Genomic DNA, 25,737 nt, shown 5'->3' with positions numbered 1-25,737 from the left:
GGACCGCGACGTTGCCACAGGCCGGACGCCGCTGATGGGTGCGACGTTCGACCTCCTGAGCACGGACCCCGTCGCACCGGTGTGCTCGCGAGCCGGTTGCCGAGAGACCGCGCACTTCCGCATCAACTGGCGCAACCCCAGGATCCACGCCGCCGACCGGGTCAAGGTCTGGGCGGCCTGCGACGAGCATCGCGGCTTCCTCGCCGACTACCTCCGGTCTCGCTCCTTCCCCGTGACGGTGACGGACATCCACGAAGACGTCGACCGCCTCGACGACCCGTCCGGTTCCCGGCTCACCTACGGTCGGGCGTCGGACTCCGTGCGCGTCGACACCGCTCCAGCCGACGGGTTCCGAGCCGAGGCGTCCCGGACCGATGCCACGCGTGCCGAGGCGTCCCGGACCGATGCCACGCGGGCCGAGGTGCAGGGCCACACCGACGGCGCGTCGTGACGGAGCGCGACTTCGACCCGGCCGCCCGGTACGGCCGGAAGGGCGCAGAGCGACTCCGACGGCTCGACCGGGAGGCCCGTGATGCGTCCCCGGCGACCGTCACGCCCGATGCGACTGGCGACCGCGGACCCGGCGACCCGTTCGTCGGATGGCGGTTCGTGATCGGCAGGCGCTGGCTCGGCTACGTCGCGATCGCGATCGGGTTCGCGATCCTCTGCGCGTTCTTCGGCCTGTGGCAGTGGGACCGCCGCAACGAGGCGGTGCGCGAGAACGACCAGATCGCCGCGAACTACGACCACTCCCCGGTGCCGCTCGACACCGCACTCCCCGGCCCGCGCTCGTTCGATGCGTCCCAGACCTGGCTCCGCGTGACGATGACCGGGCACTACGACGTCGACGACCAGCTCCTGGTCCGGAACCGCGTGCACAACGGCCAGCCGGGCTTCGAGGTCCTGACACCCCTCGTCACCTCGTCCGGTCGGGCGTTCGTCGTCGATCGAGGGTGGGTACCGACCGGCAACGCGCAGGACTACCCGGACCACGTGCCGGCTCCCCCGAAGGGCCAGGTGACCGTGATCGTCCGTCTGCAGGGCGACGAACCGCACATCCCCGGCCGGTCCGACCCCGAGCACACCGACGAGATCCAGTCGGTCACGCTCTCCGACGTCGCCGGCAAGGTCGACACGCCGATCTGGTCAGGCGCCTACGGGCAGCTCGCCAGCGAGAGTCCCGCCCCGACCGAGGCAGCCCCGCTCGGATGGGACCGACCCTCGGCGGACACCGGACTCCACCTCAGCTACTTCATCCAGTGGTTCATGTTCGCCGCCGGGGGGTTCGGGTTCCTCGCGTACCTGATGGTCCAGGAGTACCGGAACCTGAACCAGGACGACCCGGAGGAACGCGAGCGCGCGCTCGAACGGCAGCGACGACGCGATGCCCGTCCCAAGACCGACGCCGACATCGAGGATGAACTGCTCGAGCGGCGCTGAGCGCGGCGGGACGCGCCCCGCAGTCCGCTCGGTTCCTGCGCGGCGCGCCCTGCAGACCGCGCAGTTCGTCTACGCCAGTTCGATGAGCTCGGCGTAGTCCTTGTTCCAGTGGTCCTCCGTGCCGTCCGGCAGGAGCAGGACACGCTCGGGGTTGAGCGCCTCGACAGCACCCGCGTCGTGCGACACCAGGACGACCGCACCCTCGTAGCCGGCCAACGCGCCGAGGATCTCCTCGCGCGACGCGGGGTCCAGGTTGTTCGTGGGCTCGTCGAGCAGGAGCACGTTCGCCCCCGAGACCACGATCATCGCGAGCGACAGTCGGGTCTTCTCCCCGCCGGAGAGCACCCCGGCGGGCTTGTAGCCGTCGTCGCCCGTGAAGAGGAACGAGCCGAGGACACGCCGCGCCTCGGTCTCGGTCAGGTTCGGCGACGCCGACACCATGTTCTCGAGCACCGATCGGTTGACGTCGATGTTCTCGTGCTCCTGCGCGTAGTAGCCGATCCGCAGCCCGTGACCAGGCAGGATCTCGCCCGTGTCGGGCGCGTCTGCTCCCGCGAGGATCCGGAGGAGCGTCGTCTTGCCGGCACCGTTGAAGCCGAGGATGACGACGCGGGAACCCCGGTCGATGGCCAGGTCGACCCCGGCGAAGATCTCGAGTGACCCGTAGGACTTCGACAGCCCCTCGGCCATGAGGGGCGTACGACCGCACGACACGGGTGTCGGGAAGCGCAGCTTGGCCACGCGGTCGACTTCGCGCACCTCGTCGAGTCCGGCGAGGAGCTTCTCGGCGCGCGCGACCATCTGGTGCGCTGCTGCGGCCTTCGTGGCCTTCGCACCGAAGCGCGCGGCCTGCTTCTGCAGCTCACCGGCCTTCTTCTCGGCGGTCGAGCGCTCCTTGCGACGGCGCTCCTCGTCCGCGACACGCTGGCGCTGGTAGTGCTTCCAGCCCATGTTGTAGATGTCGATCGCCTGCCGGTTCGCGTCGAGGTAGAAGACGCGGTTGACGACCTCGTCGACGAGTTCGACGTCGTGGGAGATCACGATCACGCCGCCCGGGTACGTCTTGAGGTACTCGCGGAGCCACACGACCGAGTCCGCATCGAGGTGGTTCGTCGGCTCGTCGAGGATCATCGTGTCCGCCTCGGAGAACAGGATGCGCGCGAGTTCGATCCGGCGACGCTGACCGCCCGAGAGCGTCTTGAGCTGCTGGTCGAGGATGCGGTCCGGGAGCTTGAGGTTCGACGCGATCGACGCTGCCTCGGCCTCGGCGGAGTAGCCGCCGAGCGCGTTGAACTGGTCGTCGAGCCGTGCGTACCGGTTCATCGCCTTCTCGGCGACGGCGGGGTCGGACGACCCCATGTCGACGGTGGCCTTCCGGATGTTCTCGACGATCTCACCGAGACCACGGGCGTCGAGGATGCGCTTGCGCGCAGTGTCCTCGGGGTTCCCGGATCGGGGGTCCTGCGGCAGGTACCCGATCTCCCCGTTGCTCTCGATCTTGCCGCCCGAGGGTGGCTGATCGCCCGCGAGGGACTTGGTCAGGGTGGTCTTGCCGGCGCCGTTGCGCCCGACCAGACCGATCTTGTCGCCCTTGTCGACACGGAACGACACGTCCTGCATCAGCAGGCGAGCTCCGACGCGGATCTCGAGGTCGTGCACGGCAAGCACAGCGAATGTCCAATCAGTTGGTGGGGTGGTCACAACGGTGTGTGCATGCAGGCGGCCAATAGGATGGCAACACGATCCGGACTCGCAGCGCAGCACTGCGATCGGCTGTTCAGCACGAACGGCACGCGCGGCCCGGATTCGACCACCGACCCATTGTAGGAGACTTCATGACGAATGCCGCCAACGGCGCCGTCCGTACCGTCCTCGCGGACCGGATCCGCTCGCGCGGGATCGCCACCGACGCCGCCCTCGTGGCGGGCGGTGCCCTGTTCACCGCTGCCATGGCGCAGCTCGAGGTGCCGATGTGGCCGGTCCCGATCACCGGGCAGACGCTCGCCGTCGTGCTGGCCGGCGCCACGCTCGGAGCCGGCCGCGGCACGCTCGCGATGCTCGTCTACATGGTCGCCGGGCTCGCCGGCGCGCCGTTCTTCGCGGACATGACGGGTGGGCTGCACGCGCTCACGATCCCCAGCTTCGGGTACGTCATCGGGTTCGTCCCCGCGGCAGCGGTCGTCGGCTGGCTCGCCCGCCGCGACTGGGACCGCAGGTTCGTCCGTGCCGCGCTCGCGTTCACCCTTGCGAGTGCGATCCCCTTCGTCACCGGTATCCCGTACCTCGCGGTCGTGTTGGCCCAGCTCGGTGCTCCGCACGACATCGGCACGGTGCTCGGCTTCGGCCTCTGGCCGTTCGTCGTCGGTGGCATCGCCAAGGCGCTCATCGCAGCCGGGGTCCTGCCCCTCGCGTGGAAGGCGCTCGGCCGCCGTCGCTGAGATCGCAGGTCGCGTCGCGACCACAGAACGGACTGGAGGCCCGGTACCAGCTGGTACCGGGCCTCCAGTCCGTCACGGGGCACGTCGAGGACGTGACACGCGGAGCGGGTCTCGCGTCAGATCGAGAAGCCGAGTGCCCGCATCATCTCGCGGCCGTCGTCGGTGATCCGGTCAGGACCCCACGGCGGCATCCACACCCAGTTGATCCGGAAGGCGTCGACCACGCCGTCGAGCGCGTTCGCCGTGTCGCCCTCGATGACGTCGGTGAGCGGGCAGCCCGCGCTCGTCAGCGTCATGCTGATGACGAGCGCGTCTGCCTCGTCGTCCCAGGCGAGGTCGTAGACCAGGCCGAGGTCGACGATGTTGACGCCCAGCTCCGGGTCGGAGACCTCCTTCAGCGCCTCGGCGACCTCGTCGAACTTCGTGTCGGCCAGTGTCGTGATCATCGTGGTCAGCGCGCCTCTGCGGCAGCGGCGGCCTGCGTGTCCGCGTCGGCGGAAGCGGTCACGTAGCGGTCGTAGCCCTCGTTCTCGAGACGCTCGGCCAGCTCGGGCCCGCCCTGCTCCGCGACCTTGCCCGCGACGAACACGTGGACGAAGTCCGGCGTGATGTAGCGGAGGATGCGCGTGTAGTGCGTGATGAGGAGGACGCCGAGGTTCGTCGAGTCGTGCGCGCGGTTGACGCCCTCGGACACGATCTTGAGCGCGTCGACGTCGAGCCCGGAGTCGGTCTCGTCGAGCACGGCGAACTTCGGCTTGAGCAGCTCGAGCTGCATGATCTCGTGGCGCTTCTTCTCGCCACCGGAGAAGCCCTCGTTGACGTTGCGCTCGGCGAACGCGCTGTCCATCTTGAGGTCGGACATCGATTTGCGGAGGTCGGTGACCCACTTGCGGAGCGCCGGAGCCTCGCCGTCGATCGCGGTCTTGGCGGTCCGCAGGAAGTTCGAGACCGTGACACCCGGGATCTCGACCGGGTACTGCATCGCGAGGAACATGCCGGCACGCGCGCGCTGGTCGACGCTCATCGCGAGGACGTCCTCGCCGTCGAGCAGGATCTGGCCACCGTCGACGTTGTAGCGGGGGTGGCCGGCGATCGTGTACGCCAGGGTGGACTTGCCGGAGCCGTTCGGCCCCATGATCGCGTGGATCTCGCCCTCGTTGATGGTGAGGTCGACACCGCGGAGGATCTCCTTCTTGCCCTGATCGGTGTCGATCGAGACCTTGAGGTCCTTGATTTCGAGAGTGGACATTCGATTCCTTCTGACTGCTAGTTGCTGGCGAGGACGTCGTGGGTGTCCACGTAGACCTCGCCGTTGTCGATCTGGACGCGGAACACCGGGACGGGTTCGTACGCGGGCAGGGTGAGGGGCTTGCCGGTGGTGAGCTCGAACCGCGAGCCGTGTGCCCAGCACTCGAGCGTGCCGTCCTCGACGAAGCCCTCGGCGAGCGAGATGTCGCCGTGCGTGCAGGTGTCGCCGATGGCGTGCACCGTGCCGGCCGAGTCCTTCACGATGGCGATGGCGACGTCGTCGACGACCACCCGCAGGGGGCTGTCGACGGCGATCTCCGACTCGGCACACACGCGGGTGGCCATCAGGCGAGGTCCCCGTGCGCGGTGCGGCCCCCGGCGAGCTCCTGCTCGATGGCGCCGACGAGACGCTCCTCGAGCTCGGGGTCGCCGATCTTCTGGATGACCTCGACGAGGAAGCCGAGGACGACGAGGCGGCGGGCCTCGTCCTCCGGGATCCCGCGGGACTGCAGGTAGAAGAGGTGCTCGTCGTCGAACCGTCCGGTCGCGCTCGCGTGTCCGGCACCGGTGATGTCACCGGTCTCGATCTCCAGGTTCGGGATGCTGTCTGCGCGGGTGCCCTCGGACAGGACCAGGTTGCGGTTCTGCTCGTAGCTGTCGGTGCCGGCGGCGGGGCGACCGATCAGGACGTCCCCGATCCACACCGTGTGTGCACCCTGGCCCTGGAGCGCACCCTTGTAGTTGACGCGGCTGCGGGTGTTCGGGGCGTCGTGGTTGACGTACACCTGCTGCTCGATGTACTGCCCGGCGTCGGCGAAGTACACGCCGTACATCTCGGTGTCGCCGCCCTGTGCCCCGAGGCGGGTCGACGGGTTGACCCGGATGACCGAACCACCGAGCGACACGACGACGTGCTTGAGGAAGGCGTCGCGTCCGACCTCGGCGAAGTGGGTGCCGATGTGCACGGCGTCGTCGTCCCAGTCCTGGACGGAGACCACGGTGAGGCGCGAGCCCTGCTTCGCGACGATCTCGACGTTCTCGCTGAGGAGCGCCGACCCCGTGCTGTTGATGATGACGATGCCGGTGCTGTTCGGCTCGGCCGTGATCACGGTGTGCGCTGCCCGGGGCTGCGTGCCCATGTCGGAGCGCGTGACCGTGAGGTGCCCCGGCTCGTCGCCCGCGACGGTGATCGCGAGGACGGCGTCCCTGGCTGCCCACGCCGCTGCGGAGGCGCGGTCCTCGGGCAGACCGGCACTGCCGACACGCTCGTCGTCGCTCCGCACCCACTCGACCGACGCACCGCCCGATTCACGGGCGAGGAACGGGTAGGCGGCACCGTCGAGGTCACCGTCGAGGAGTGGCTGCAGCTTCGGGAGCGGCGCGAACTTCCAGTTGACCTCGCGACCGGTCACCGGGGCGAACGCCGCGACGTCGGTGGAGGCGAAACGGGCGGACCGCGTCTGCACTGGGACCTTCGGACCGGTCGAGGTGTCCCAGCCACCGTCCGAGTGCGCGCGGGCGCCGTGCTGCTCGGTGCCCATCTGCCGTTCGGTGCCCGTGCGGCTCGCTCCGAGTCGGTCGTTGCCGGGTGCCTCGGGGGTGTCCTGCGGCGCATCGGACACCTGTCCCGTGAAGGACTCCTCGGTGTCGTGCAGGTCGGTGCCCTGGAGCTCGGTGGGGTTCGGGGTGCTGGCGCTCATCTAGCCGACAGATCCTTCCATGCTCATCTCGATGAGCTTGTTGAGTTCGAGTGCGTACTCCATCGGGAGTTCGCGGGCGATCGGCTCGATGAACCCGCGGACGATCATGGCCATCGCTTCGTCTTCAGCGAGCCCGCGGGACATCAGGTAGAACAACTGCTCCTCGCTGACGCGGGAGACCGTCGCCTCGTGCCCCAGCTGGACGTCGTCGACGCGGATGTCGATCGCCGGGTACGTGTCGCTCCGCGAGACGGTGTCGACGAGCAGGGCGTCGCACCGGACGGTGTTCGCCGCGTGGTGCGCTCCCGGGTCGACGCGGACCTCGCCGCGGTACCCGGCGCGGCCACCGCCGCGCGCGATCGACTTCGAGACGATCGACGACGTGGTGTAGGGCGCCATGTGGATCATCTTCGCGCCGGCGTCCTGGTGCTGGCCGGGGCCGGCGAACGCGACGGACAGGGTCTCGCCCTTGGCGTGCTCCCCCGCGAGGTAGATCGACGGGTACTTCATGGTGACCTTGGACCCGATGTTGCCGTCGATCCACTCCATCGTCGCCCCCTCGTGCGCGATCGCACGCTTGGTGACGAGGTTGTAGACGTTGTTCGACCAGTTCTGGATCGTCGTGTACCGGACGCGGGCGTTCTTCTTGACGATGATCTCGACCACGGCGGAGTGCAGCGAGTCCGACTTGTAGATCGGGGCCGTGCAGCCCTCGATGTAGTGCACGTAGGAATCTTCGTCGGCGATGATCAGCGTGCGCTCGAACTGGCCCATGTTCTCGGTGTTGATCCGGAAGTACGCCTGCAGCGGGATCTCGACGTGCACGCCCTTCGGCACGTAGACGAACGACCCGCCGGACCAGACGGCCGTGTTGAGCGCGGCGAACTTGTTGTCGCCGGCCGGGATCACGGTGCCGAAGTACTCCTGGAAGAGCTCGGGGTGCTCGCGCAGGGCGGTGTCGGTGTCCATGAAGATCACACCCTGCTGCTCCAGGTCCTCACGGATCTGGTGGTACACGACCTCGGACTCGTACTGGGCGGCGACACCGGCGACGAGGCGCTGGCGCTCGGCCTCCGGGATCCCGAGCTTCTCGTAGGTCTCACGGATGTCGGCGGGGAGGTCCTCCCACGACTGCGCCTGCTTCTCGGTGGAGCGCACGAAGTACTTGATGTTGTCGAAGTCGATCCCGGTGAGGTCCGCGCCCCAGGTCGGCATCGGCTTCCGGTCGAAGAGCGACAGGCCCTTGAGCCGGTTCTTGAGCATCCACTCCGGCTCGTTCTTGAGCGCGGAGATGTCCGACACGACCTCGGTGGAGATCCCGCGGCGGGCGGAGGCGCCGGCGACGTCAGAGTCGGACCACCCGAACTCGTACTGGCCGAGGCCTTCGAGTTCCGGACGGTCGATGAGCACGTCAGACATGGTCTCTCTCAATCTCTGTCGGTGTGGCGGTGCTGGGGGCGACCGGAGTCACCCACCTGCTGCAACCGGTGGCCGTCCGGCACCATTCCGTACCGGAAGGTGCTCGCGACGACGTCTCCATGGTGGCAGGTCGATCGGGCTGCGTCGGCCGATCACGGCGGTTTCGGAGCAGACCGGACCGTAGAATCGAACGCCTGCTGAACCACCAGAGTCTACAGGCTCAGCACCGGGAACAACAGGAAGGCACCACCTCCGTGACACGTGTCGGCATCCCCTCGGCCCCAGAGACCCGCACCGCCGCGTGGTGGGCGCTCCCCCGCCGTGTCGACAAGCGCGTGGTCGTCCTCGCCTGGGCGTCCTTCGTGGTGGAGGTCGTGCTCATCGGCACCGGCGGGCTCGTCCGGCTCACCGCGTCCGGGCTCGGGTGCCCGACCTGGCCGGAGTGCACGGCCGGATCCCTCACCACGACGCCGGAGATGGGCGTCCACGGCATCATCGAGTTCGGCAACCGACTGCTGACGTTCGTCCTCGTCGTCGTCGCGATCGCGATGTTCCTCGCCGTCGTCAGGATGCGACGGGCACGTCCGGAGTTGTTCTGGCTCGCGTTCGCGCAGGGTGTGAGCATCCCGGTGCAGGCCGTGATCGGCGGCATGAGCGTGCTGACGAACCTGAACCCGTACGTCGTCGGACTGCACTTCGTCGTGTCCTCGGTCCTCGTGGCCGTCGCCACCACCCTCGTCTACCGGAGCCTGAACGGCCCACGCACCAACGCCCTGCTCGTGCCGACGTGGTACCGCACGATCGTCCGCGTGACGGCCGTCGTGGTGGGCCTCACCGTCGTGATGGGCATCCTGACGACCGGGTCGGGACCGCACGCCGGCGCCGACGCGGCGGTCGACGGCGGGCGCTTGCACCGCACCGGCTTCGCGCCCGTGGTGATGGAGCACCTGCACTCCTACCCCGCCTACGCCACGTTCGCACTCACCCTGGTGCTCGTCGTCGCAGCGGTGCGCCTGCGGCTCTCGAGCCGCTGGGCCCTCGCGCTCCTCGTCGTCGAGTTCCTGCAGATCGCCGTCGGCCTCACCCAGGCGCGCACGGGTCTGCCGGTCGGGCTGGTCGGCACGCACATGGTGCTCGCGGGCCTCCTCGTCGGCGCGATGACCGCGACCGTGCTCTCCACGCGGAAGAGCGCCGGACCGGACGAGCTGCGCCTGCCGGCCTGATCCCGGACGCCGCCTGACGCGAGACCCGGCCCGACTCTCGAGCGGTGCGCCACCGGGGTGGGCGCCGGACCCCGCCATCCGCTCGCGGGGGTGGCGCGGCGGACGACTCTCGGGCCTCCAGTCCGGCTGGGAGGCACGGGTCGGCTCCGTCTCACGACGCCAGCCCGTGACTCGCCCACGAAATACCGCCCTCTGCACGAAGCACCGCGCGAGAAGGCGGTGTTCCGTGCGGAAGGCGGTGTTCCATGCGCCTGGGGTGCGCCGAGCGGCGGGATGCGACCGCGGGAAACGGCTAGAAGCTGAACACCTGCGGGAGCAGCGGGTCGATCCCGATGGCGATGAACAGCAGCGTCAAGTAGGTGATCGAGCTGTGGAACACCCGCATCGGCTGCACGTGCTCCATGTGTTGGATCGCCCGCGAGTACAGGCGGTGCGACTCGATGACGAACCACGCCCCCGATGCGAGCGCGACCACGGTGTACAGGATCCCCATGTGCGCCACGGGGACGAGGAGCAGCGAGCAGACGACCGCCGCCCAGGCGTACAGGATCACCTGGAGGCCGACCACCGCCCGACCTCGGACGACCGCGAGCATCGGCACCTGCGCGGCGGCGTAGTCGGCCCGGTACTTCATGGACAGCGGCCAGTAGTGCGGCGGCGTCCAGAGGAAGATGATCATGAAGAGGATGACCGGCGTCCAGGACAGCGAGCCGGTGACCGCAGCCCACCCGATGAGGACGGGCATGCAGCCGGCGGCACCTCCCCAGACGATGTTCTGTGGCGTCCTGCGCTTGAGCCACAGCGTGTAGACGAGCACGTAGAACAGGATCGCGGCGACGCTCAATGCCGCAGCGAGCCAGTTCACGAGCAGGCCGAGCTCGATCGTCGAGGCGACGCCGATGACCCAGGAGAACCACCACGCCTCGCGGTCGGAGAGCACGCCCGTGACGAGTGGCCGGTTGCTCGTCCGCTTCATCACGCGGTCCATGTCGCGGTCGATGTAGCAGTTGAAGGCTGCGGCAGACCCGGCGCTCATCGCGCCACCGATCAGCGTCCAGAGCACGAGCCAGAGGTCGGGGACCCCGCGTGCGGCGAGGAACATCGTCGGCGCGGTCGTGACGAGGAGCAGCTCCATCACCCGCGGCTTGGTGAGCGCGACGTACCCGCGCAGCTTCACCGAGAGCGCGGGACGGACGGGAGCGGGCCGGGTCGCGGCGGCTGTCGGCAAGAGGACCTCTGTCTACGAGTGCTCGCCCCGTTGCGCGTCGTCGGGCGTGAGGGTGGAGCGCATGCGGCGTCTCGGCGGACTCGTCGGTGTGACCCGTTCCGTGCGGCGACGGAACGTCCGTGCGATGACGGGACGTCCGGAGGACGGGATCAGTTTACGTGATGCCACGGACAGCGTCGCCGCACGTCCGCCCGGACGCCGCCGCCCCCGGTCCCCGCGACCCGGTCGACCGGGACCCCCGTGCGCTTCCGGCACTCCCGGGATGCGTTCCTGAGCACCGACTGAACAAGGGTTCACTATGCTGGGGTGGCCTGCCCGCAGTGTGCCCCGAAGACGTTGGCCGCAAGCAGTCCGCAGTCGTCGGGGTCCAAGCGACCACGACGAGACCCGGGTGGGTGTCATGTCCGTGCGGGAGCACGAGCCCTCGCACATGTCGCATCAAGAAGGGTCATCATTCCAGTGGCAGAATTCGCATGGGATTCCATCGACAAGAAGGCCGTCGACACGGCTCGAGTGCTCGCAGCCGACGCCGTCGAGAAGGCGGGCAACGGCCACCCGGGCACCGCGATGAGTCTCGCCCCGCTCGCGTACCTCCTGTTCCAGAAGGTGATGCGTCGCGACCCGAGTGACAGCACCTGGATCGGCCGCGACCGCTTCATCCTCTCCGCCGGGCACGCCTCGATCCTGCAGTACGTCCAGTTCTACCTGGGTGGCTACGGCCTCGAGCTCGACGACCTCGAGCACCTCCGCAAGTGGGGCTCGAAGACGCCGGGTCACCCCGAGTACGGCCACACCGACGGCGTCGAGATCACCACGGGTCCGCTCGGTCAGGGTCTCGCCTCGTCCGTCGGCTTCGCGTACGCGCAGCGCTTCGAGCGCGGCCTCTTCGACCCCGAGGCAGCGCCCGGTCAGAGCCCGTTCGACCACTACACCTACGTGGTCACCGGCGACGGTGACAACCAGGAGGGCGTGACCAACGAGGCGGCGTCGCTCGCGGGCCACCAGGAGCTCGGCAGCCTGATCGTCTTCTACGACTCGAACCAGATCTCGATCGAGGACGACACCGACATCGCCTTCACCGAGGACGTCGCCGCGCGCTACCGAGCACTCGGCTGGCAGACGCTCGAGGTCGACTGGAAGAAGACCGGCGAGTACTCCGAGGACGTCGAGGCGCTGAACGCCGCGATCGACGAGGCGAAGGCCGAGACGACCAAGCCGTCGCTCATCGTGCTCAAGACGATCATCGGCTGGCCGTCCCCCACCAAGCAGAACACCGGCAAGATCCACGGTTCCGCGCTCGGCACAGAGGAGATCACCGGCCTCAAGAAGGTCCTGGGCTTCGACCCGGAGAAGTCCTTCGACGTCGCCCCCGAGGTCCTCGAGCACACCCGTGGTGCCGTCGCCAAGGGCCAGGCACAGCACGCCGAGTGGCAGACGACCTTCGACGCGTGGGCCGCGGCCAACCCGGAGAAGAAGGCGCTGTTCGACCGCATGCAGGCCAAGGAGCTCCCCGAGGGGCTCGAGGCCGCACTCCCCGTGTTCGGCACCGACAAGGAGATCTCGACCCGCGCCGCCTCCGGCAAGGTCATCAACGCGATCGCCGGCGTCATGCCCGAGTTCTGGGGCGGGTCTGCGGACCTCGCCGAGTCGAACAACACCACCATCGAGGACGCCGCGTCGTTCGTCCCGGCGAAGTTCTCGACGAAGATGTGGAAGGGCGACCCGAACACCGGCCGCGTGCTCCACTTCGGCATCCGCGAGCACGCGATGGGCTCGATCCTGAACGGGATCGTCCTGCACGGGAACACCCGCCCCTTCGGTGGCACCTTCCTCATCTTCAGCGACTACATGCGCCCCCCGGTGCGTCTCGCCGCGCTGATGAAGGTCCCCACGACCTACGTCTGGACGCACGACTCCGTCGCACTCGGCGAGGACGGCCCGACCCACCAGCCGGTCGAGCAGCTCACCGCACTCCGGGCCATCCCGGGACTCGACGTCGTCCGCCCCGCGGACGCCAACGAGGTCGCGTACGCCTGGCACACGATCCTCGGCCACACCGACCGCCCCGCGGGTCTGGCGCTCAGCCGCCAGAACCTCCCGGTGTTCGAGCGTGGCGACGGTGACGCGTCCGGCGAGGTCTTCGCCTCGGCGAAGAACACCGCCAAGGGCGCCTACGTCCTGGCCGAGGCACCGAACGGCACGCCCGACGTGATCCTCGTCGCGACCGGCTCCGAGGTGCAGATCGCCGTCGACGCCCGCGAGCAGCTGAAGGGCGAGGGCGTCAACGCCCGCGTCGTCAGCGCGCCGAGTCTCGAGTGGTTCTTCGAGCAGCCGGAGTCCTACCGCGAGAGCGTGCTGCCGTCGTCGATCAAGGCCCGAGTCTCGGTCGAGGCCGGGATCGGCATGAGCTGGCGTGACATCGTCGGCGACGCCGGCCGCAGCGTCTCGATCGAGCACTTCGGTGCATCGGCCGACTACCAGACGCTCTACGAGGAGTTCGGCATGACGACCGCCCACGTCGTCGCCGCTGCCAAGGAGACGATCGCAGCAGCCTCCTGAGCCACCGGGCCGGGTCCGTCCCACGGACCCGGCCCCGCTCGTTCCGGACGCAACCGGAAACGGACGGGAGGCGCGGTGCGGCCCCGCCCCGCGCCTCCCGTCCCACAGAACGTGTGGCCCACAGGGCCACGGAACAGAGAGAAGAAGTCGACATGAGCGACACCACCACCCCCACCGCAGCACTCTCCGCCGCAGGCGTCAGCATCTGGCTCGACGACCTCTCGCGTGAGCTCCTCGAGACCGGTCGTCTCGACGGCCTCATCGCCGACCGCAACGTCGTCGGTGTCACCACCAACCCCACGATCTTCGCCTCGGCACTCGCCAACGGTGAGCGCTACAACGACCAGGTGCGCGAGCTCGGGGCCGCCGGCACGCCCGTCACCGACGCGATCTTCGAGATCACCACGCAGGACGTCGCGAACGCGTCGGACAAGTTCAAGGACATCTACGACGCCACGAACGGCTTCGACGGCCGCGTCTCGATCGAGGTCGAGCCCGGACTCGCACACGAGACCGCCAAGACCATCGAGCAGGCGAAGTTCCTGCACGGCAAGGTCGGTCGCGAGAACGTCCTCATCAAGATCCCGGCGACGCTCGAGGGCCTCGAGGCGATCACCGAGGTCATCGGCGCGGGCATCAGCGTCAACGTCACCCTGATCTTCAGCCTCGAGCGGTACCGCGCCGTCATCGACGCCTACCTCGGCGGTCTCGAGAAGGCCAAGGCCGCAGGGCACGACCTCTCGAAGATCCACTCCGTCGCCTCGTTCTTCGTCTCGCGCGTCGACTCCGAGATCGACAAGCGTCTCGACGCCGTCGGCACCGACGAGGCGAAGGCCCTGAAGTCCAAGGCCGGCGTCGCCAACGCTCAGCTCGCGTACCAGGTCTACGAGCAGGCGTTCGCGTCCGAGCGCGCCAAGGGACTCGAGGCCGCCGGCGCCAACCCGCAGCGTCCGCTCTGGGCGTCGACCGGTGTCAAGGACCCGTCGCTGCCCGACACCCTCTACGTGACCGGCCTCGTCGCCGCCGGCGTGGTGAACACCATGCCCGGCAAGACGCTCGAGGCCACGTTCGACCACGGCGTGGTCGAGGGTGACACGATCACGGGCGAGTACGACGCGGCGAACCAGGTCATGGACCAGCTCGCGGCCGTCGGCATCGACTACGACGACGTCGTGGCGCTCCTCGAGAAGGAGGGCGTGGACAAGTTCAACGTCTCGTGGGGCGAGCTCGTCGACACCGTCAAGAACGCACTCGAAGGCGGGGACGCCGCCAAGTGACGGTCTCCATCGCAGCGTCGGGCGACGCAGCCGTCGCGGTCGACTCCGTCGTCCCGCAGCTCGTCTCCGACTACGTCGCCTCGGGCATCACCGCGCAGGAACCCGACCTCTGGGGTCCTGCCGCTGAGTCCGAGGCGGCGGTGCGGCTCGGGTGGGTCGAGGCCGTCGCGACCTCACGCCCGCTCGTGGCCGAGATCACGAAGCTCCGGAAGCACCTGCGCCATCGCGGGGTCGACCACGTGGTGCTCGCGGGCATGGGCGGTTCCTCGCTCGCCCCCGAGGTCATCGCTGGCACCTACGGGGTGGACCTCGTCGTCCTCGACTCCACCGACCCGGCCCAGGTCGCCGCGGCCGTCGGTGCCGAGCTCGACCGGACGGTGCTCGTCGTCTCCTCCAAGTCCGGCTCGACACTCGAGACCGACAGCCAGCGCCGGGTGTACGAGGCGGCCTTCCGTGCCGCCGGCATCGACCCCGCCGAGCGGATCGTCGTCGTCACGGACCCGGGATCGGCGCTCGAGCAGACCGCCCGCGACGCCGGCTACACGGTGTTCCTCGCCGACCCGACCGTCGGCGGTCGGTACTCCGCGCTGACCGCGTTCGGCCTCGTGCCGTCGGGGCTCGCCGGAGCGGACATCGCCGAGCTGCTCGACGAGGCGGAGGCGATCTCGCCCCTCCTCGCGACCGATTCGGACGAGAACCCCGGCCTCGTGCTCGGTGCCGTCCTCGGAGGCACGGAGCCCCTGCGCGACAAGATCGCGATCGTCGCCGACGGGACCCACATCCGCGGCTTCGGCGACTGGATCGAGCAGCTGATCGCGGAATCGACCGGCAAGCTCGGCCGCGGGCTGCTGCCCGTGGTGCTCGACGTCGACTCCCCCGAGCTCACCGCGGACCTGCACGACGTGCAGGTGATCCGACTGGTCGGATCCCGCGAGGACGAGCGTGAGGTCGTCGACGGCGAGGTGGAGATCTCCGGATCGCTCGGCGGCCAGATCATGGTCTGGGAGTACGCGGTGGTGGTCGCCGGGCGGTTGCTCGGCATCAACCCGTTCGACCAGCCGGACGTCGAGGCCGCGAAGGTCGCCGCACGTGCCCTGCTCGAGGCGACACCGGCCCCCGTGGCCGCGGCGTTCGAGCAGGACGGCATCGCGGTGCACGCGACCGGTGACGTCACCACCGGGACGACCCTCACCGAGGCGCTCTCCGGACTCCTCGACCACGTCGGCCCGGACGGCTACGTCGCGATCCAGGCCTACGTCGACCGCGGGGCACCGACGGGCATCCCCGGACTCCGCGACCTCGTCGCCGCTCGGACCGGACGACCGGTGACCTTCGGGTTCGGCCCGCGGTTCCTGCACTCGACCGGGCAGTACCACAAGGGTGGTCCCGCGAGCGGCGTGTTCCTGCAGATCGTCGCGTCCGACTCCGCGGACCTCGAGATCCCCGGCCGGCCGTTCACCTTCGGGCAGCTCATCCGGGCGCAGGCCGCCGGTGACGCGGGCGTGCTCGCGGACCACGGCCGTCCGGTCCTCACCCTGACCGTCTCCGATGTCGGGGCCGCCACGCTGGCGATCGCCGGCGCGCTGCGGTCCTAGACACCGAAGGAGGACATCGACCCATGTCACCGGTGCAGATCACCCCGGAACACAACCCGCTCCGGCTGCCGTCCGACCGACGCCTGAACCGCATCGCGGGTCCGAGCGCGCTCATCATCTTCGGGGTGACGGGTGACCTCTCCCGCAAGAAGCTGATGCCGGCGGTCTACGACCTGGCGAACCGGGGGCTCCTGCCCCCGGGGTTCGCGCTGGTCGGGTTCGCCCGGCGCGACTGGGAGGACCAGGACTTCTCCCAGGTCGTGCACGACGCGGTCAAGGAGCACTCCCGCACCCCGTTCGACGAGGACGTCTGGCGTCAGCTCGAGCAGGGCATCCGGTTCGTGCAGGGGTCCTTCGACGACCCCGAGGCGTTCCGCCAGCTCAAGGAGACGGTCGACCAGCTCGACGCCGAGCGGGGGACGATGGGCAACCACGCGTTCTACCTCTCGATCCCGCCGAAGGCATTCCCGGTCGTGACCGAGCAGCTCAGGGTGTCGGGGCTCACCGAGAAGCCTGACGGTGCATGGAGCCGAGTCGTCATCGAGAAGCCGTTCGGCTCGGACCTGACGTCAGCGCGCGAACTCAACGCGATCGTCGAGTCCGTCTTCGCACCCGACGACGTCTTCCGGATCGACCATTACCTCGGCAAGGAGACCGTCCAGAACCTCCTGACGCTCCGGTTCGCGAACCAGATGTACGAGCCGCTCTGGAACTCGAACTACGTCGACCACGTGCAGATCACGATGGCCGAGGACATCGGTGTCGCCGGGCGTGCCGCGTACTACGACGGCATCGGTGCGGCACGCGACGTCATCCAGAACCACCTGCTGCAGCTCCTCGCCCTCACCGCGATGGAGGAGCCGGTGTCCTTCAAGGCCGGTGACCTCCGCGCCGAGAAGGAGAAGGTGCTCTCGGCGGTCCGGCTCCCGGACGACCTGACGACCGGCACGAGCCGCGGGCAGTACGCCGGTGGCTGGCAGGGTGGCGAGAAGGTGCTCGGGTTCCTCGAGGAAGCCGGGATGAACCCGGAGTCCACTACCGAGACGTTCGCGGCCATCAAGCTCGGCATCGCCACCCGTCGCTGGGCCGGTGTTCCCTTCTACCTCCGTGCCGGCAAGCGGCTCGGTCGTCGTGTCACGGAGATCGCGATCGTCTTCAAGCGGGTGCCGGAGGAGATCTTCGGGATCGGCGAGCGGGCACCGCTCGGGCAGAACGCACTCGTCATCCGCGTCCAGCCCGACGAGGGCGTGACCCTCCGCTTCGGCTCGAAGGTCCCCGGCGTCGGCACCCAGGTGCGCGACGTGACCATGGACTTCGGCTATGGCCACGCGTTCACCGAGGCGAGCCCCGAGGCGTACGAGCGACTCATCCTCGACGTCCTCCTCGGTGACCCGCCGCTCTTCCCCCGGCACCAGGAGGTCGAACTGTCCTGGAAGATCCTCGACCCGATCGAGGAGTTCTGGGCCGGCCAGGGCCAACCCGAGCAGTACCGTCCCGGCACGTGGGGCCCGGCGTCCGCCGACGACCTCCTCGCCCGTGACGGCCGTACCTGGAGGCGTCCATGAGGATCGATCTGCCGAACACCACGGTCTCGAAGATCCAGAAGTCACTCGTCCGCATCCGCGAGGAGGGCGGCGCCGTCGCACTCGGTCGCGTGCTGACCCTGGTCGTCGCCACCTCCCTCGGCCACGAGGAAGAGGCGATCGAGGCGGCCAACGAGGCCTCCCGCGAGCACCCGATGCGGGTCATCATCGTGTCGAGGAACTCGGGCGACACCATGTCGCCCGGCCGCCTCGACGCGCAGATCCGCGTCGGCAGCGACGCGGGTGCCAGCGAGGTCATCGTGCTCCGCGCCTACGGCGAGACCGCGACGGACGAGGAGGGTCTCGTCACCGGACTGCTCCTGCCCGACGCGCCGGTCGTGGCCTGGTGGCCGGAGATCGCACCCGAGACCCCGTCGGAGTCCGCGCTCGGGCGCATCGCCCAGCGCCGGATCACCGACGCTGCGAACCAGAAGAGCCCACGCCACGCGATCGAGGCCCTCGGCGCGTCGTACCGACCGGGCGACACGGACTTCGCCTGGACGCGCCTCACCCTCTGGCGCAACCAGCTCGCCGCCGTCCTCGACCAGCCACCGTACGAGCCCGTGACCGCGGTGGAGGTCTCGGGGGCGAGCGACTCGCCGTCGACGCTCCTCCTCGCCGCCTGGCTGCAGCTGCAGCTGCAGGTCCCGGTGACGCAGGTCACATCACCCCGTGCGACCGGCTCGAGCGGCATCCACGGCGTCACCATGATCCGGGAGTCCGGGCCGATCGTCCTCGAGCGTCCCCTCGTCGACGTGGCGACGCTTTCGCAGCCCGGACAGCCGACCCACGACCTGTCCTTGCCACGCCGGAACCTGCGCGACTGCCTCTCCGAGGAACTCCGTAGACTCGACCCCGACACGCTCTTCGGAGACGTCGTCGAGCACGGCGTCCGTCAGTTGAGTGCCGCCGTCGCCGGCTGACCGAACCCGCGGTCGGCAGCACCACCTCGGGCTCGAGTACGCCCGGAGCATGACCCTGAACCAGCGGCTGAGCGACCCTGCACCAGCTGCATCGAACACTGGAGACACGTGACCAACGAACGACGGGTGCTGGTGCACCACGACAAGCCCTCCCTCGGTGCATCCGTCGCCGCGCGGTTCATCACCAAGATCATCGACGTGATCGACGAGCAGGGCCAGGCGTCCATCGCGATCAGCGGCGGATCGGTGTCGACCCTCGTGCTGAAGGACATCGGCGACTCCCCCGCGAGCGAGAGCGTCGACTGGTCCAAGGTGCACGTCTGGTGGGTCGACGAGCGATGGGTCCCTGCTGGCGACGCGGACCGGAACGACACCGGCACCCAGACCGACTTCTTCGACAAGGTGTCGATCCCCGCCGAGAACATCCACCGGATGCCGGCGAGCGATGCCGGACTGTCGATCGAGGAGGGCGCGAAGGCCTACGCCGACGAGCTCCTCACCGCGGCCAAGGAGGGCGCGCTCGCACCGAGCTTCGACATCACGCTGCTCGGCGTCGGGCCGGACGGCCACACCGCCTCGCTCTTCCCGGAGTTCGCGCAGCTGTCCGTCAAGGACGCCAGCGTCGTGCCGGTCGACAACTCCCCGAAGCCGCCGCCACTCCGCCTCACGGTCACCTACCCGGTCATCAACGCCTCGCAGCGCGTCTGGGTCATCCTCTCGGGCGCCGAGAAGGCCTCAGTCCTCGGCCTCGCCCTCGCCGGCGCGTCGGTGGACGAGGTCCCGGTCGGCGGCGTGCAGGGCCGCAAGCGCACGGTCTTCTTCGTCGACGAGGACGCCGCGCGCGACGTTCCGGAGAACCTGATCGCCTCGACGTACTGAGCACAGACAGACAGACGGGAGGCGCGGTGCCAGCTGGCACTGCGCCTCCCGTCTGTGCATGGTCACCCTGGTGAGTCCGTCCGGACCGCCCGCTCCCAGACGGACGTCCACCGCCGCGCACGCAGAAGGCCCGGTACCGTGCGGTACCGGGCCTGTTCACGCTTCGACGATCAGTCCGCGGACCTCACCGTTCCGCGACGTGCACGGAGCTGCTGGAGCGCCTCTTCGAGGAGCTGTTCGGCCTCTTGCTCAGTCCGACGTTCCTTGACGTACGCGAGGTGCGTCTTGTAGGGCTCGGTCTTCGCGACGTTCGGCGGGTTCGCCTTGTCGCGGCCGGCGGGGAGCCCGGTCGACGGGGAGTCGATCGTCTCGGGGATCTCGTCGTCGGGGAGTCCCGCGGCGAAGTACCGGACGGTCTCGTTGCCGAGTGCGTCCCAGTACGAGATTGCGACACGATCCGCCTGGATCCCGCGATCCTGTTCCCCCATGGGGCCAGCGCCGACGCGCGACCCACGGATTGCACTGCCTCCGGATGCCATCTGGTTCAGCTCCCCGCTGTGAACTTGGCGATGAGCCCGAGCACGATGATGGAGATGATCCACACCAGCCCGAGGATCACCGTGATCCTGTTGAGGTTGCGTTCGGCTACCCCGGATGCACCGAGGTTGCTCGTCACACCACCACCGAACATGTCGGAGAGTCCGCCGCCGCGACCGCGGTGCAGGAGAATGAGCAATGTCAGCAGGAGGCTCGTGATTCCGAGCACAAGCTGCAGGACGACCTGGAGAATGACCACGCCAAACCTTTCGTGTCAGTCAGCCGTATGAGTATACCGGTTCGCGCGGGCGCCGGAGGCCACTCCCCCGAACTGCGGTTCCCCGCAGGAGGTGTGCTCCGTCGTTCGCACGACCGGTACAGGCGGCCCCGAGGTCCGGGACCGCCCGATGATCTGGTCGGTCAGAGTCCGACGTGCTGGCGGAAGCGAGCGATCGCGGCGAACTCCGCCACGTCGAGACTCGCACCACCAACGAGCGCGCCGTCGATGTCCGGCTCCCGCATGAAGCCGGCGATGTTGCCCGACTTGACCGAGCCGCCATACAGCACCCGGGTCGCCGTCGCCGCCTCGTCGCCCCACGCACCGGCGATCGCACGGCGGAGTGCCCCGCAGTCCTCCTGCGCCTGATCGGGCGTCGCGGCCTGGCCGGAGCCGATCGCCCAGACCGGCTCGTAGGCCACGACGATCTCCGCGGGCTGCACGGCGTCGAGGACGACCTGCAGCTGCTCGACCGGCACGACACCGGCACCGCGGGACTCGCGGTCCTCGGACGTCTCACCGACGCAGACGACCGGCACGACACCGTGCTGGACAGCCGCGGCGGTCTTCTCGGCGACGATCTGGTCGGTCTCCGCATGCATCATGCGACGCTCGGAGTGCCCGACGATGACGTACGCGGCGTCGAGTGCGGCGAGGAACGCCCCGCTGATCTCACCCGTGTAGGCGCCGGAGGCGTACCGCGAGACGTCCTGGCCGCCGAAGCGGATCGGGAGCTTGTCCGCGGAGATGAGCGTCTGCACGCTGCGCAGGTCGGTGAACGGCGGGAACACCGCGACCTCGACGTCGTCGAAGTCGTGGCGCGCGTCCTTCAGGGTCCACGCGAGCTTCTGGACGGTGGCGATGGCCTGGAGGTGGTCCAGGTTCATCTTCCAGTTGCCGGCGATTAGGGGTGTGCGGCTCATGATTCCCATCCGAGTGCTTGCAGACCGGGGAGGCTCTTGCCCTCGAGGAACTCGAGGCTGGCCCCGCCACCGGTCGAGATGTGCCCGAACTGGTCGTCCGAGAACCCGAGCGACCGGACTGCGGCCGCGGAGTCACCGCCACCGACGACGCCGAGTCCGTCGACCTCGATCAGAGCCTGCGCGACGGTCTTGGTGCCGGCGGCGAACGCCGGGAACTCGAACACGCCCATCGGGCCGTTCCAGAACACCGTCTTGGACCCGCTGACGGCCTTCGCGAAGCGCGCCGCCGTCTCCGGCCCGATGTCGAGGCCGATGCCGTCCGCACCGAACGACGCCGTCTCGATACCGTCCGCTGGGACGGTCTCGTGGTCCGCGTCGGCCGAGAAGGCGGACGCGACGACGACGTCGGTCGGCAGGTTGATCGTCACGCCGAGTTCTCCTGCGCGGGAGAGGTACTCGCGGACGACGTCCAGCTGGTCCTGCTCGAGGAGGGACTTGCCGACGGCGTGCCCCTGCGCGGCGAGGAACGTGAACAGCATCCCGCCACCGATGCACAGGGTGTCGACCTGCGGGAGCAGATGGTCGATCACACCGAGCTTGTCGCTGACCTTGGACCCGCCGAGCACGACGGTGTACGGCCGCTCCGGGGTCTTCGTGAGCCGTTCGAGGACGCCGAGCTCCTGCTCGATGAGCTGGCCGGCGGCACTCGGGAGCGCACCCGCGAGCTCGTAGACGCTCGCCTGCTTCCGGTGCACGACGCCGAAGCCGTCGGACACGAAGGCGTCCCCGAGGGCAGCGAGCCGCCCGGCGAAGCCGGTCCTGACGTCGGCGTCCTTCGAGGTCTCCTCCGGGTTGAAGCGGAGGTTCTCGAGCACCAGGACGTCCCCGTCCTCGAGGGCCTCGGCCGCGGCGGTCGCGTCGTCGCCGACGGTCTCGCCGCAGAACGCGACGCCCTTGCCCAGGAGCTCGGAGAGCCGCTGGGCGACCGGCGCCAGGCTGTACTCCGGCGCGGGCGTGCCGTCCGGGCGTCCCAGGTGGGAGATGACGACGACGCGGGCGCCGGAGTTGATCAGCGTGTTGAGCGTGCCGAGCGACGCGCGCACGCGGCCGTCGTCGGTGATGACGCCGTCCTTGAGCGGGACGTTCAGGTCACAGCGGACGACGACGCGCTTGCCGGTGAGATCACCGAGGTCCTCGAGGGTGCGGAGTGTCATGGTGCGGTTGGTGTCCCGATCGTGGGCTAGAGGCGGTCGCCGACGTACTCGGTCAGGTCGACGAGGCGGTTCGAGTAGCCCCACTCGTTGTCGTACCACGAGGTGATCTTCACGAGGTTGCCCATCACCTTGGTGAGGCCGGAGTCGTAGATCGAGGAGTGCGGGTCCGACTGGATGTCCGTCGAGACGAGCGGGTCCTCGCTGTACAGCAGGATGCCCTTGAGCGGGCCCTCGGCGGCGGCCTTGTAGACGGCGTTGATCTCGTCGACCGTCACCTCGGCCTTGGTCTCGAGGGTGAGGTCCGTGATCGACCCGGTGGGCACCGGGACGCGCAGCGCGAAGCCGTCCAGCTTGCCGGCCAGCTCGGGGAGCACGAGGCCGATGGCCTTGGCGGCACCGGTGGAGGTCGGGACGATGTTGAGCGCGGCGGCACGGGCACGACGGGGGTCCTTGTGCGGGCCGTCCTGCAGGTTCTGGTCGGCCGTGTAGGCGTGGACCGTGGTCATCAGACCGCGCTCGATGCCGAATGCGTCGTTGAACACCTTGGCGAGCGGCGCGAGGCTGTTCGTGGTGCAGGACGCGTTCGAGATGATGTGGTGGTTCGCGGCGTCGTAGGTGTCCTCGTTCACGCCGAGGACGATCGTGACGTCGTCGCCGGTCGCGGGCGCGGAGATGATGACCTTCTTGGCACCGGCGTCGATGTGCTTCTGCGCGTCGGCGGCCTTGGTGAAGAACCCGGTGGACTCGATGACGATGTCGACACCCAGCTCGCCCCACGGGAGGTTCGCGGGATCGCGCTCGGCGAGCACCTTGATTGGCTTGCCGTCAACGACGATGCTGTCGCCCTCGAGCGAGACGGTCGCGGGGAGCTTGCCTGAGATGGAGTCGTACTTGAGGAGGTTCGCGAGCGAGGCGTTGTCGGTGAGGTCGTTCACCGCGACGATCTCGAGCTCGCTGCCCTTGGCGAGGGCGGCGCGGAAGAAGTTGCGGCCGATCCGGCCGAAGCCGTTGATGCCGATCTTGACGGTCAAAGGAACTCCTGTTGCGTTCGAGCGTCGGACGGACGCTGTCGGGATGGTCGACCTGGGCCGACCTGTGGTGGACGATCACCGCTGTGGTGCGTGCCGTGGTGGACGATACGCGCCTGGACGCCGTCGCATCGACAGTAGCAGTCGCGTGCGACGGGACCGCGAATGCGACGACCGCCTGTGGACGAGCGTCGCGGACGAGGTGTCAGTCCTCGTCGAGGTCGTCGGGGAGGTTGGCGTCGGTCCCGGGGATGCCGAGGTCGGAGGCCTTCTTGTCGGCCATCGCGAGCAGGCGACGGATCCGGCCGGCGATCGCGTCCTTCGTCATGGGCGGGTCCGCGTGCTGCCCGAGTTCGTCGAGGCTCGCATCGCGGTGCGCCAGTCGCAGGGACCCGGCGTAGCGGAGGTGCTCGGGGACGTCGTCGGCGAGGATCTCCATCGCGCGCTCGACCCGGGCGCAGGCGGCGACGGCGGCCTGTGCGGAACGGCGGAGGTTGGCGTCGTCGAAGTTCACGAGCCGGTTCGCGGTGGCCCGGACCTCGCGCCGCTGACGGAGCTCCTCCCACTCGGCCGTGCACCGCGCAGCGCCCATGACCGTGAGCATCTGGCCGATGGCCTCGCCGTCGCGGATGACGACACGGTGCACACCACGGACCTCACGGCTCTTCGCGGCGACGCCGAGACGCGAGGCGGCGCCGACGAGGGCCATCGCCGCCTCGTTGCCGGGGCAGGTGACCTCGAGTGCGGCGGCCCGACCCGGGTCGGTGAGGGTGCCGCTCGCCAGGAACGCCCCGCGCCAGATCGCGGCGAGGTCCTCACGGTTGCCCGTGGTGAGCCGGTTCGGCAGGCCACGGACCGGCCGACGCCTGGCGTCCATGAGCCCGGTCTGTCGTGCGAGGGTCTCGCCGGCCTCGAGCACGCGGACCAGGTACCTGGTGCCACGACGCGCCGACGCGGACGACCCGATGCTCGCCTCGCTCCGCACACCGTAGAGCTCGGCGAGGTCCTTCCGCACGCGGTGCACGATGATGCGGGTGTCGAGCTCGACCTCCACCGCGATCCTGCCCGAGATGACGTGCAGTCCCCCGGCGAACCGGAGGACGCAGCTCAGTTCGGCGGCGCGGACCGTGTTGCGGTTCACGACGACGCGAGCCAGCTCGTCCTTGACCTCGGCAGTCAACGGCAATGCATCATTCCTTCCGTTCGGGGTGGTGCCCCGGGTGGGGGCGGGTGCCCCGGTGGGGGCGGGTGCCCCGGTGGGGGCGGGTGCTGCCCTGGCGGGCGGGTGCTGCCCCGATGAGGGCATCGGCGCGGGAGGGTTGCTCACTCCCTGCCGAGGTCGCGGTTCTTGACCCGCACGGCCACGTTCGGCATTCCTCGGATGAGACTCGCCAGTTCGGCGACGATGGCGACGGAACGGTGCTTGCCGCCCGTGCAGCCAATGGCGATCGTAGCGTGTCTCTTGTTCTCCCGCTGGTACCCGGCGAGCACCGGCTCGAGCACGGAGCCGTACCGCTCGACGAACAGGCGCGCCCCGTCCTGGGCCAGGACGAAGTCGGACACCGGGGCGTCGAGCCCGGTCGAACCCCGGAGTTCCGGGACCCAGTACGGGTTCGGCAGGAAGCGGACGTCCCCCACCATGTCGGCGTCCGCGGGCAGGCCGTACTTGAACCCGAAGCTCATCAGCGTCACCTGGACGCCCATGAACCGGTCCTCCGAGAACTTCTCGGTCACCGACGCCGCGAGCTGGTGGATGTTCAGGTCCGAGGTGTCGATGATGATGTCGCTCGCCTCACGGAGCCCGAGCATCCTGGTGCGCTCACGGGCGATGCCGTCGAGCAGGGTGTCGCCGGCCTGGAGGGGGTGCGGACGCCGCACCTGCTCGAACCGGCGAACGAGCACCTGGTCCGTCGCCTCGAGGAACAGCACGCGGACCCGCGCGGAGGTGTTCGCACGGAGCCGCTGGACCGCCTCCTCGGGGTCCGTGAAGAACCGCCCGCCCCGGACGTCGACCACCGTCGCGATCTTCGGCAGGGACTCCCCCGCGCGGTCGGCGAGGTCGGTCAGCGGCCCGAGCATCTGGGTCGGCAGGTTGTCGACGACGTACCAGCCGAGGTCCTCGAGTGCCTTGCCGACCGTCGAGCGGCCGGCCCCGGACATGCCGGTCACGATCAGGACGTCGTGCTGAGGGCTGCTGACGTCGGTCATGACGTCAAGGGTATCGGCTCACACCGACCGCGAGGACG

The 25,737-nt window shown here is 69.2% G+C and carries 24 protein-coding genes; 10 read left to right on the top strand and 14 right to left on the bottom strand.

Going from position 1 to position 25,737, the window contains the following annotated elements; translation table 11 throughout:
* Positions 1 to 34: 34 nt before the first annotated feature.
* Both ASF23_RS19045 and ASF23_RS00965 read left to right on the top strand, forming a co-directional pair.
* Positions 35 to 451, top strand: coding sequence for a hypothetical protein (locus tag ASF23_RS19045; protein WP_442854993.1), 417 nt, complete (start codon positions 35 to 37; stop codon positions 449 to 451).
* Positions 448 to 1,440, top strand: a complete 993-nt coding sequence (locus ASF23_RS00965; RefSeq protein WP_082473673.1) for an SURF1 family cytochrome oxidase biogenesis protein — start codon at positions 448 to 450, stop codon at positions 1,438 to 1,440. The genes ASF23_RS19045 and ASF23_RS00965 overlap by 4 nt, the downstream gene beginning before the upstream one ends.
* Before the next feature lie 69 nt (positions 1,441 to 1,509).
* Here ASF23_RS00965 and ASF23_RS00960 read toward each other — a convergent pair whose 3' ends face one another.
* Positions 1,510 to 3,108 (bottom strand): ABC-F family ATP-binding cassette domain-containing protein, encoded by a 1,599-nt coding sequence (locus ASF23_RS00960; RefSeq protein ID WP_055947692.1) that lies wholly within the window; start codon positions 3,106 to 3,108, stop codon positions 1,510 to 1,512.
* Between the two features lie 167 nt (positions 3,109 to 3,275).
* On the opposite strand from ASF23_RS00960, the gene ASF23_RS00955 reads away from it, so the two are divergent.
* Complete coding sequence (locus ASF23_RS00955; protein ID WP_055947689.1) at positions 3,276 to 3,878, top strand: biotin transporter BioY; 603 nt, start codon at positions 3,276 to 3,278, stop codon at positions 3,876 to 3,878.
* A gap of 116 nt (positions 3,879 to 3,994) precedes the next feature.
* On the opposite strand, the gene ASF23_RS00950 is transcribed toward ASF23_RS00955, so the two are convergent.
* The 5 genes from ASF23_RS00950 to sufB all read right to left on the bottom strand — a co-directional run bounded on the left by ASF23_RS00950 (position 3,995) and on the right by sufB (position 8,245).
* Positions 3,995 to 4,324 carry a metal-sulfur cluster assembly factor gene (locus ASF23_RS00950; RefSeq protein WP_055947686.1) on the bottom strand — a complete coding sequence of 110 codons (330 nt, stop codon included), beginning with the start codon at positions 4,322 to 4,324 and terminating at the stop codon, positions 3,995 to 3,997.
* A gap of 5 nt (positions 4,325 to 4,329) precedes the next feature.
* Positions 4,330 to 5,127: a Fe-S cluster assembly ATPase SufC gene (gene sufC / locus ASF23_RS00945; RefSeq protein ID WP_055947684.1), complete on the bottom strand. Its 798-nt coding sequence runs from the start codon at positions 5,125 to 5,127 to the stop codon at positions 4,330 to 4,332.
* A 17-nt stretch (positions 5,128 to 5,144) separates the two neighbouring features.
* Entirely contained in the window at positions 5,145 to 5,474 is a 330-nt protein-coding gene (locus ASF23_RS00940) for a non-heme iron oxygenase ferredoxin subunit (RefSeq protein ID WP_055947683.1), read from the bottom strand.
* Complete coding sequence (gene sufD, locus ASF23_RS00935; protein WP_055949001.1) at positions 5,471 to 6,667, bottom strand: Fe-S cluster assembly protein SufD; 1,197 nt, start codon at positions 6,665 to 6,667, stop codon at positions 5,471 to 5,473. The genes ASF23_RS00940 and sufD overlap by 4 nt, the downstream gene beginning before the upstream one ends.
* A gap of 159 nt (positions 6,668 to 6,826) precedes the next feature.
* Positions 6,827 to 8,245: a Fe-S cluster assembly protein SufB gene (sufB, locus tag ASF23_RS00930; protein WP_055947681.1), complete on the bottom strand. Its 1,419-nt coding sequence runs from the start codon at positions 8,243 to 8,245 to the stop codon at positions 6,827 to 6,829.
* Positions 8,246 to 8,499: 254 nt separating this feature from the next.
* Here sufB and ASF23_RS00925 point away from each other — a divergent pair, with 254 nt between their 5' ends.
* Positions 8,500 to 9,468 carry a COX15/CtaA family protein gene (locus ASF23_RS00925; protein ID WP_055947678.1) on the top strand — a complete coding sequence of 323 codons (969 nt, stop codon included), beginning with the start codon at positions 8,500 to 8,502 and terminating at the stop codon, positions 9,466 to 9,468.
* 292 nt (positions 9,469 to 9,760) lie between these two features.
* Here ASF23_RS00925 and ASF23_RS00920 read toward each other — a convergent pair whose 3' ends face one another.
* On the bottom strand, positions 9,761 to 10,696 hold the full coding sequence (locus ASF23_RS00920) for a heme o synthase (RefSeq protein ID WP_055947675.1): 936 nt from the start codon (positions 10,694 to 10,696) through the stop codon (positions 9,761 to 9,763).
* A gap of 459 nt (positions 10,697 to 11,155) precedes the next feature.
* Here ASF23_RS00920 and tkt point away from each other — a divergent pair, with 459 nt between their 5' ends.
* The 6 genes from tkt (at position 11,156) to pgl (ending at position 19,512) form a co-directional block, all read left to right on the top strand.
* Positions 11,156 to 13,255, top strand: coding sequence for a transketolase (tkt, locus tag ASF23_RS00915; protein ID WP_055947673.1), 2,100 nt, complete (start codon positions 11,156 to 11,158; stop codon positions 13,253 to 13,255).
* Positions 13,256 to 13,407: 152 nt separating this feature from the next.
* Positions 13,408 to 14,532, top strand: a complete 1,125-nt coding sequence (gene tal / locus ASF23_RS00910; protein WP_055947670.1) for a transaldolase — start codon at positions 13,408 to 13,410, stop codon at positions 14,530 to 14,532.
* Positions 14,529 to 16,127, top strand: coding sequence for a glucose-6-phosphate isomerase (locus ASF23_RS00905; RefSeq protein WP_055947668.1), 1,599 nt, complete (start codon positions 14,529 to 14,531; stop codon positions 16,125 to 16,127). Before tal ends, ASF23_RS00905 begins: the two co-directional genes overlap by 4 nt.
* A 23-nt stretch (positions 16,128 to 16,150) precedes the next feature.
* Complete coding sequence (zwf, locus tag ASF23_RS00900; protein ID WP_055947665.1) at positions 16,151 to 17,692, top strand: glucose-6-phosphate dehydrogenase; 1,542 nt, start codon at positions 16,151 to 16,153, stop codon at positions 17,690 to 17,692.
* Positions 17,689 to 18,633: a glucose-6-phosphate dehydrogenase assembly protein OpcA gene (locus tag ASF23_RS00895; protein ID WP_055947662.1), complete on the top strand. Its 945-nt coding sequence runs from the start codon at positions 17,689 to 17,691 to the stop codon at positions 18,631 to 18,633. Before zwf ends, ASF23_RS00895 begins: the two co-directional genes overlap by 4 nt.
* A 108-nt stretch (positions 18,634 to 18,741) precedes the next feature.
* A complete protein-coding gene (pgl, locus tag ASF23_RS00890) occupies positions 18,742 to 19,512 on the top strand; it encodes a 6-phosphogluconolactonase (RefSeq protein WP_055947659.1) in 771 nt (256 codons plus the stop codon).
* Positions 19,513 to 19,682: 170 nt separating this feature from the next.
* Here pgl and ASF23_RS00885 read toward each other — a convergent pair whose 3' ends face one another.
* The 7 genes from ASF23_RS00885 to rapZ all read right to left on the bottom strand — a co-directional run bounded on the left by ASF23_RS00885 (position 19,683) and on the right by rapZ (position 25,699).
* Entirely contained in the window at positions 19,683 to 20,051 is a 369-nt protein-coding gene (locus tag ASF23_RS00885) for an RNA polymerase-binding protein RbpA (protein WP_055947656.1), read from the bottom strand.
* A 5-nt stretch (positions 20,052 to 20,056) separates the two neighbouring features.
* Positions 20,057 to 20,308 (bottom strand): preprotein translocase subunit SecG, encoded by a 252-nt coding sequence (gene secG, locus ASF23_RS00880; RefSeq protein ID WP_055947653.1) that lies wholly within the window; start codon positions 20,306 to 20,308, stop codon positions 20,057 to 20,059.
* 161 nt (positions 20,309 to 20,469) lie between these two features.
* Positions 20,470 to 21,258: a triose-phosphate isomerase gene (tpiA, locus tag ASF23_RS00875; protein ID WP_055947650.1), complete on the bottom strand. Its 789-nt coding sequence runs from the start codon at positions 21,256 to 21,258 to the stop codon at positions 20,470 to 20,472.
* Positions 21,246 to 22,463, bottom strand: coding sequence for a phosphoglycerate kinase (locus ASF23_RS00870; RefSeq protein ID WP_055947647.1), 1,218 nt, complete (start codon positions 22,461 to 22,463; stop codon positions 21,246 to 21,248). The genes tpiA and ASF23_RS00870 overlap by 13 nt, the downstream gene beginning before the upstream one ends.
* A 26-nt stretch (positions 22,464 to 22,489) precedes the next feature.
* On the bottom strand, positions 22,490 to 23,494 hold the full coding sequence (gap, locus tag ASF23_RS00865; protein ID WP_055947644.1) for a type I glyceraldehyde-3-phosphate dehydrogenase: 1,005 nt from the start codon (positions 23,492 to 23,494) through the stop codon (positions 22,490 to 22,492).
* A gap of 202 nt (positions 23,495 to 23,696) precedes the next feature.
* Positions 23,697 to 24,677: a DNA-binding protein WhiA gene (gene whiA / locus ASF23_RS00860; RefSeq protein ID WP_055947641.1), complete on the bottom strand. Its 981-nt coding sequence runs from the start codon at positions 24,675 to 24,677 to the stop codon at positions 23,697 to 23,699.
* Between the two features lie 137 nt (positions 24,678 to 24,814).
* Positions 24,815 to 25,699 (bottom strand): RNase adapter RapZ, encoded by an 885-nt coding sequence (rapZ, locus tag ASF23_RS00855; RefSeq protein ID WP_055947638.1) that lies wholly within the window; start codon positions 25,697 to 25,699, stop codon positions 24,815 to 24,817.
* Between the last annotated feature and the right edge of the window lie 38 nt (positions 25,700 to 25,737).

Origin of the sequence: Curtobacterium sp. Leaf261 (assembly GCF_001422205.1) — a bacterium.
Taxonomy (GTDB): Bacteria; Actinomycetota; Actinomycetes; order Actinomycetales; family Microbacteriaceae; genus Curtobacterium.
The sequence above is the reverse complement of the archived record's forward strand: the minus strand, read 5'-3'. Positions and strand labels throughout refer to the sequence as shown.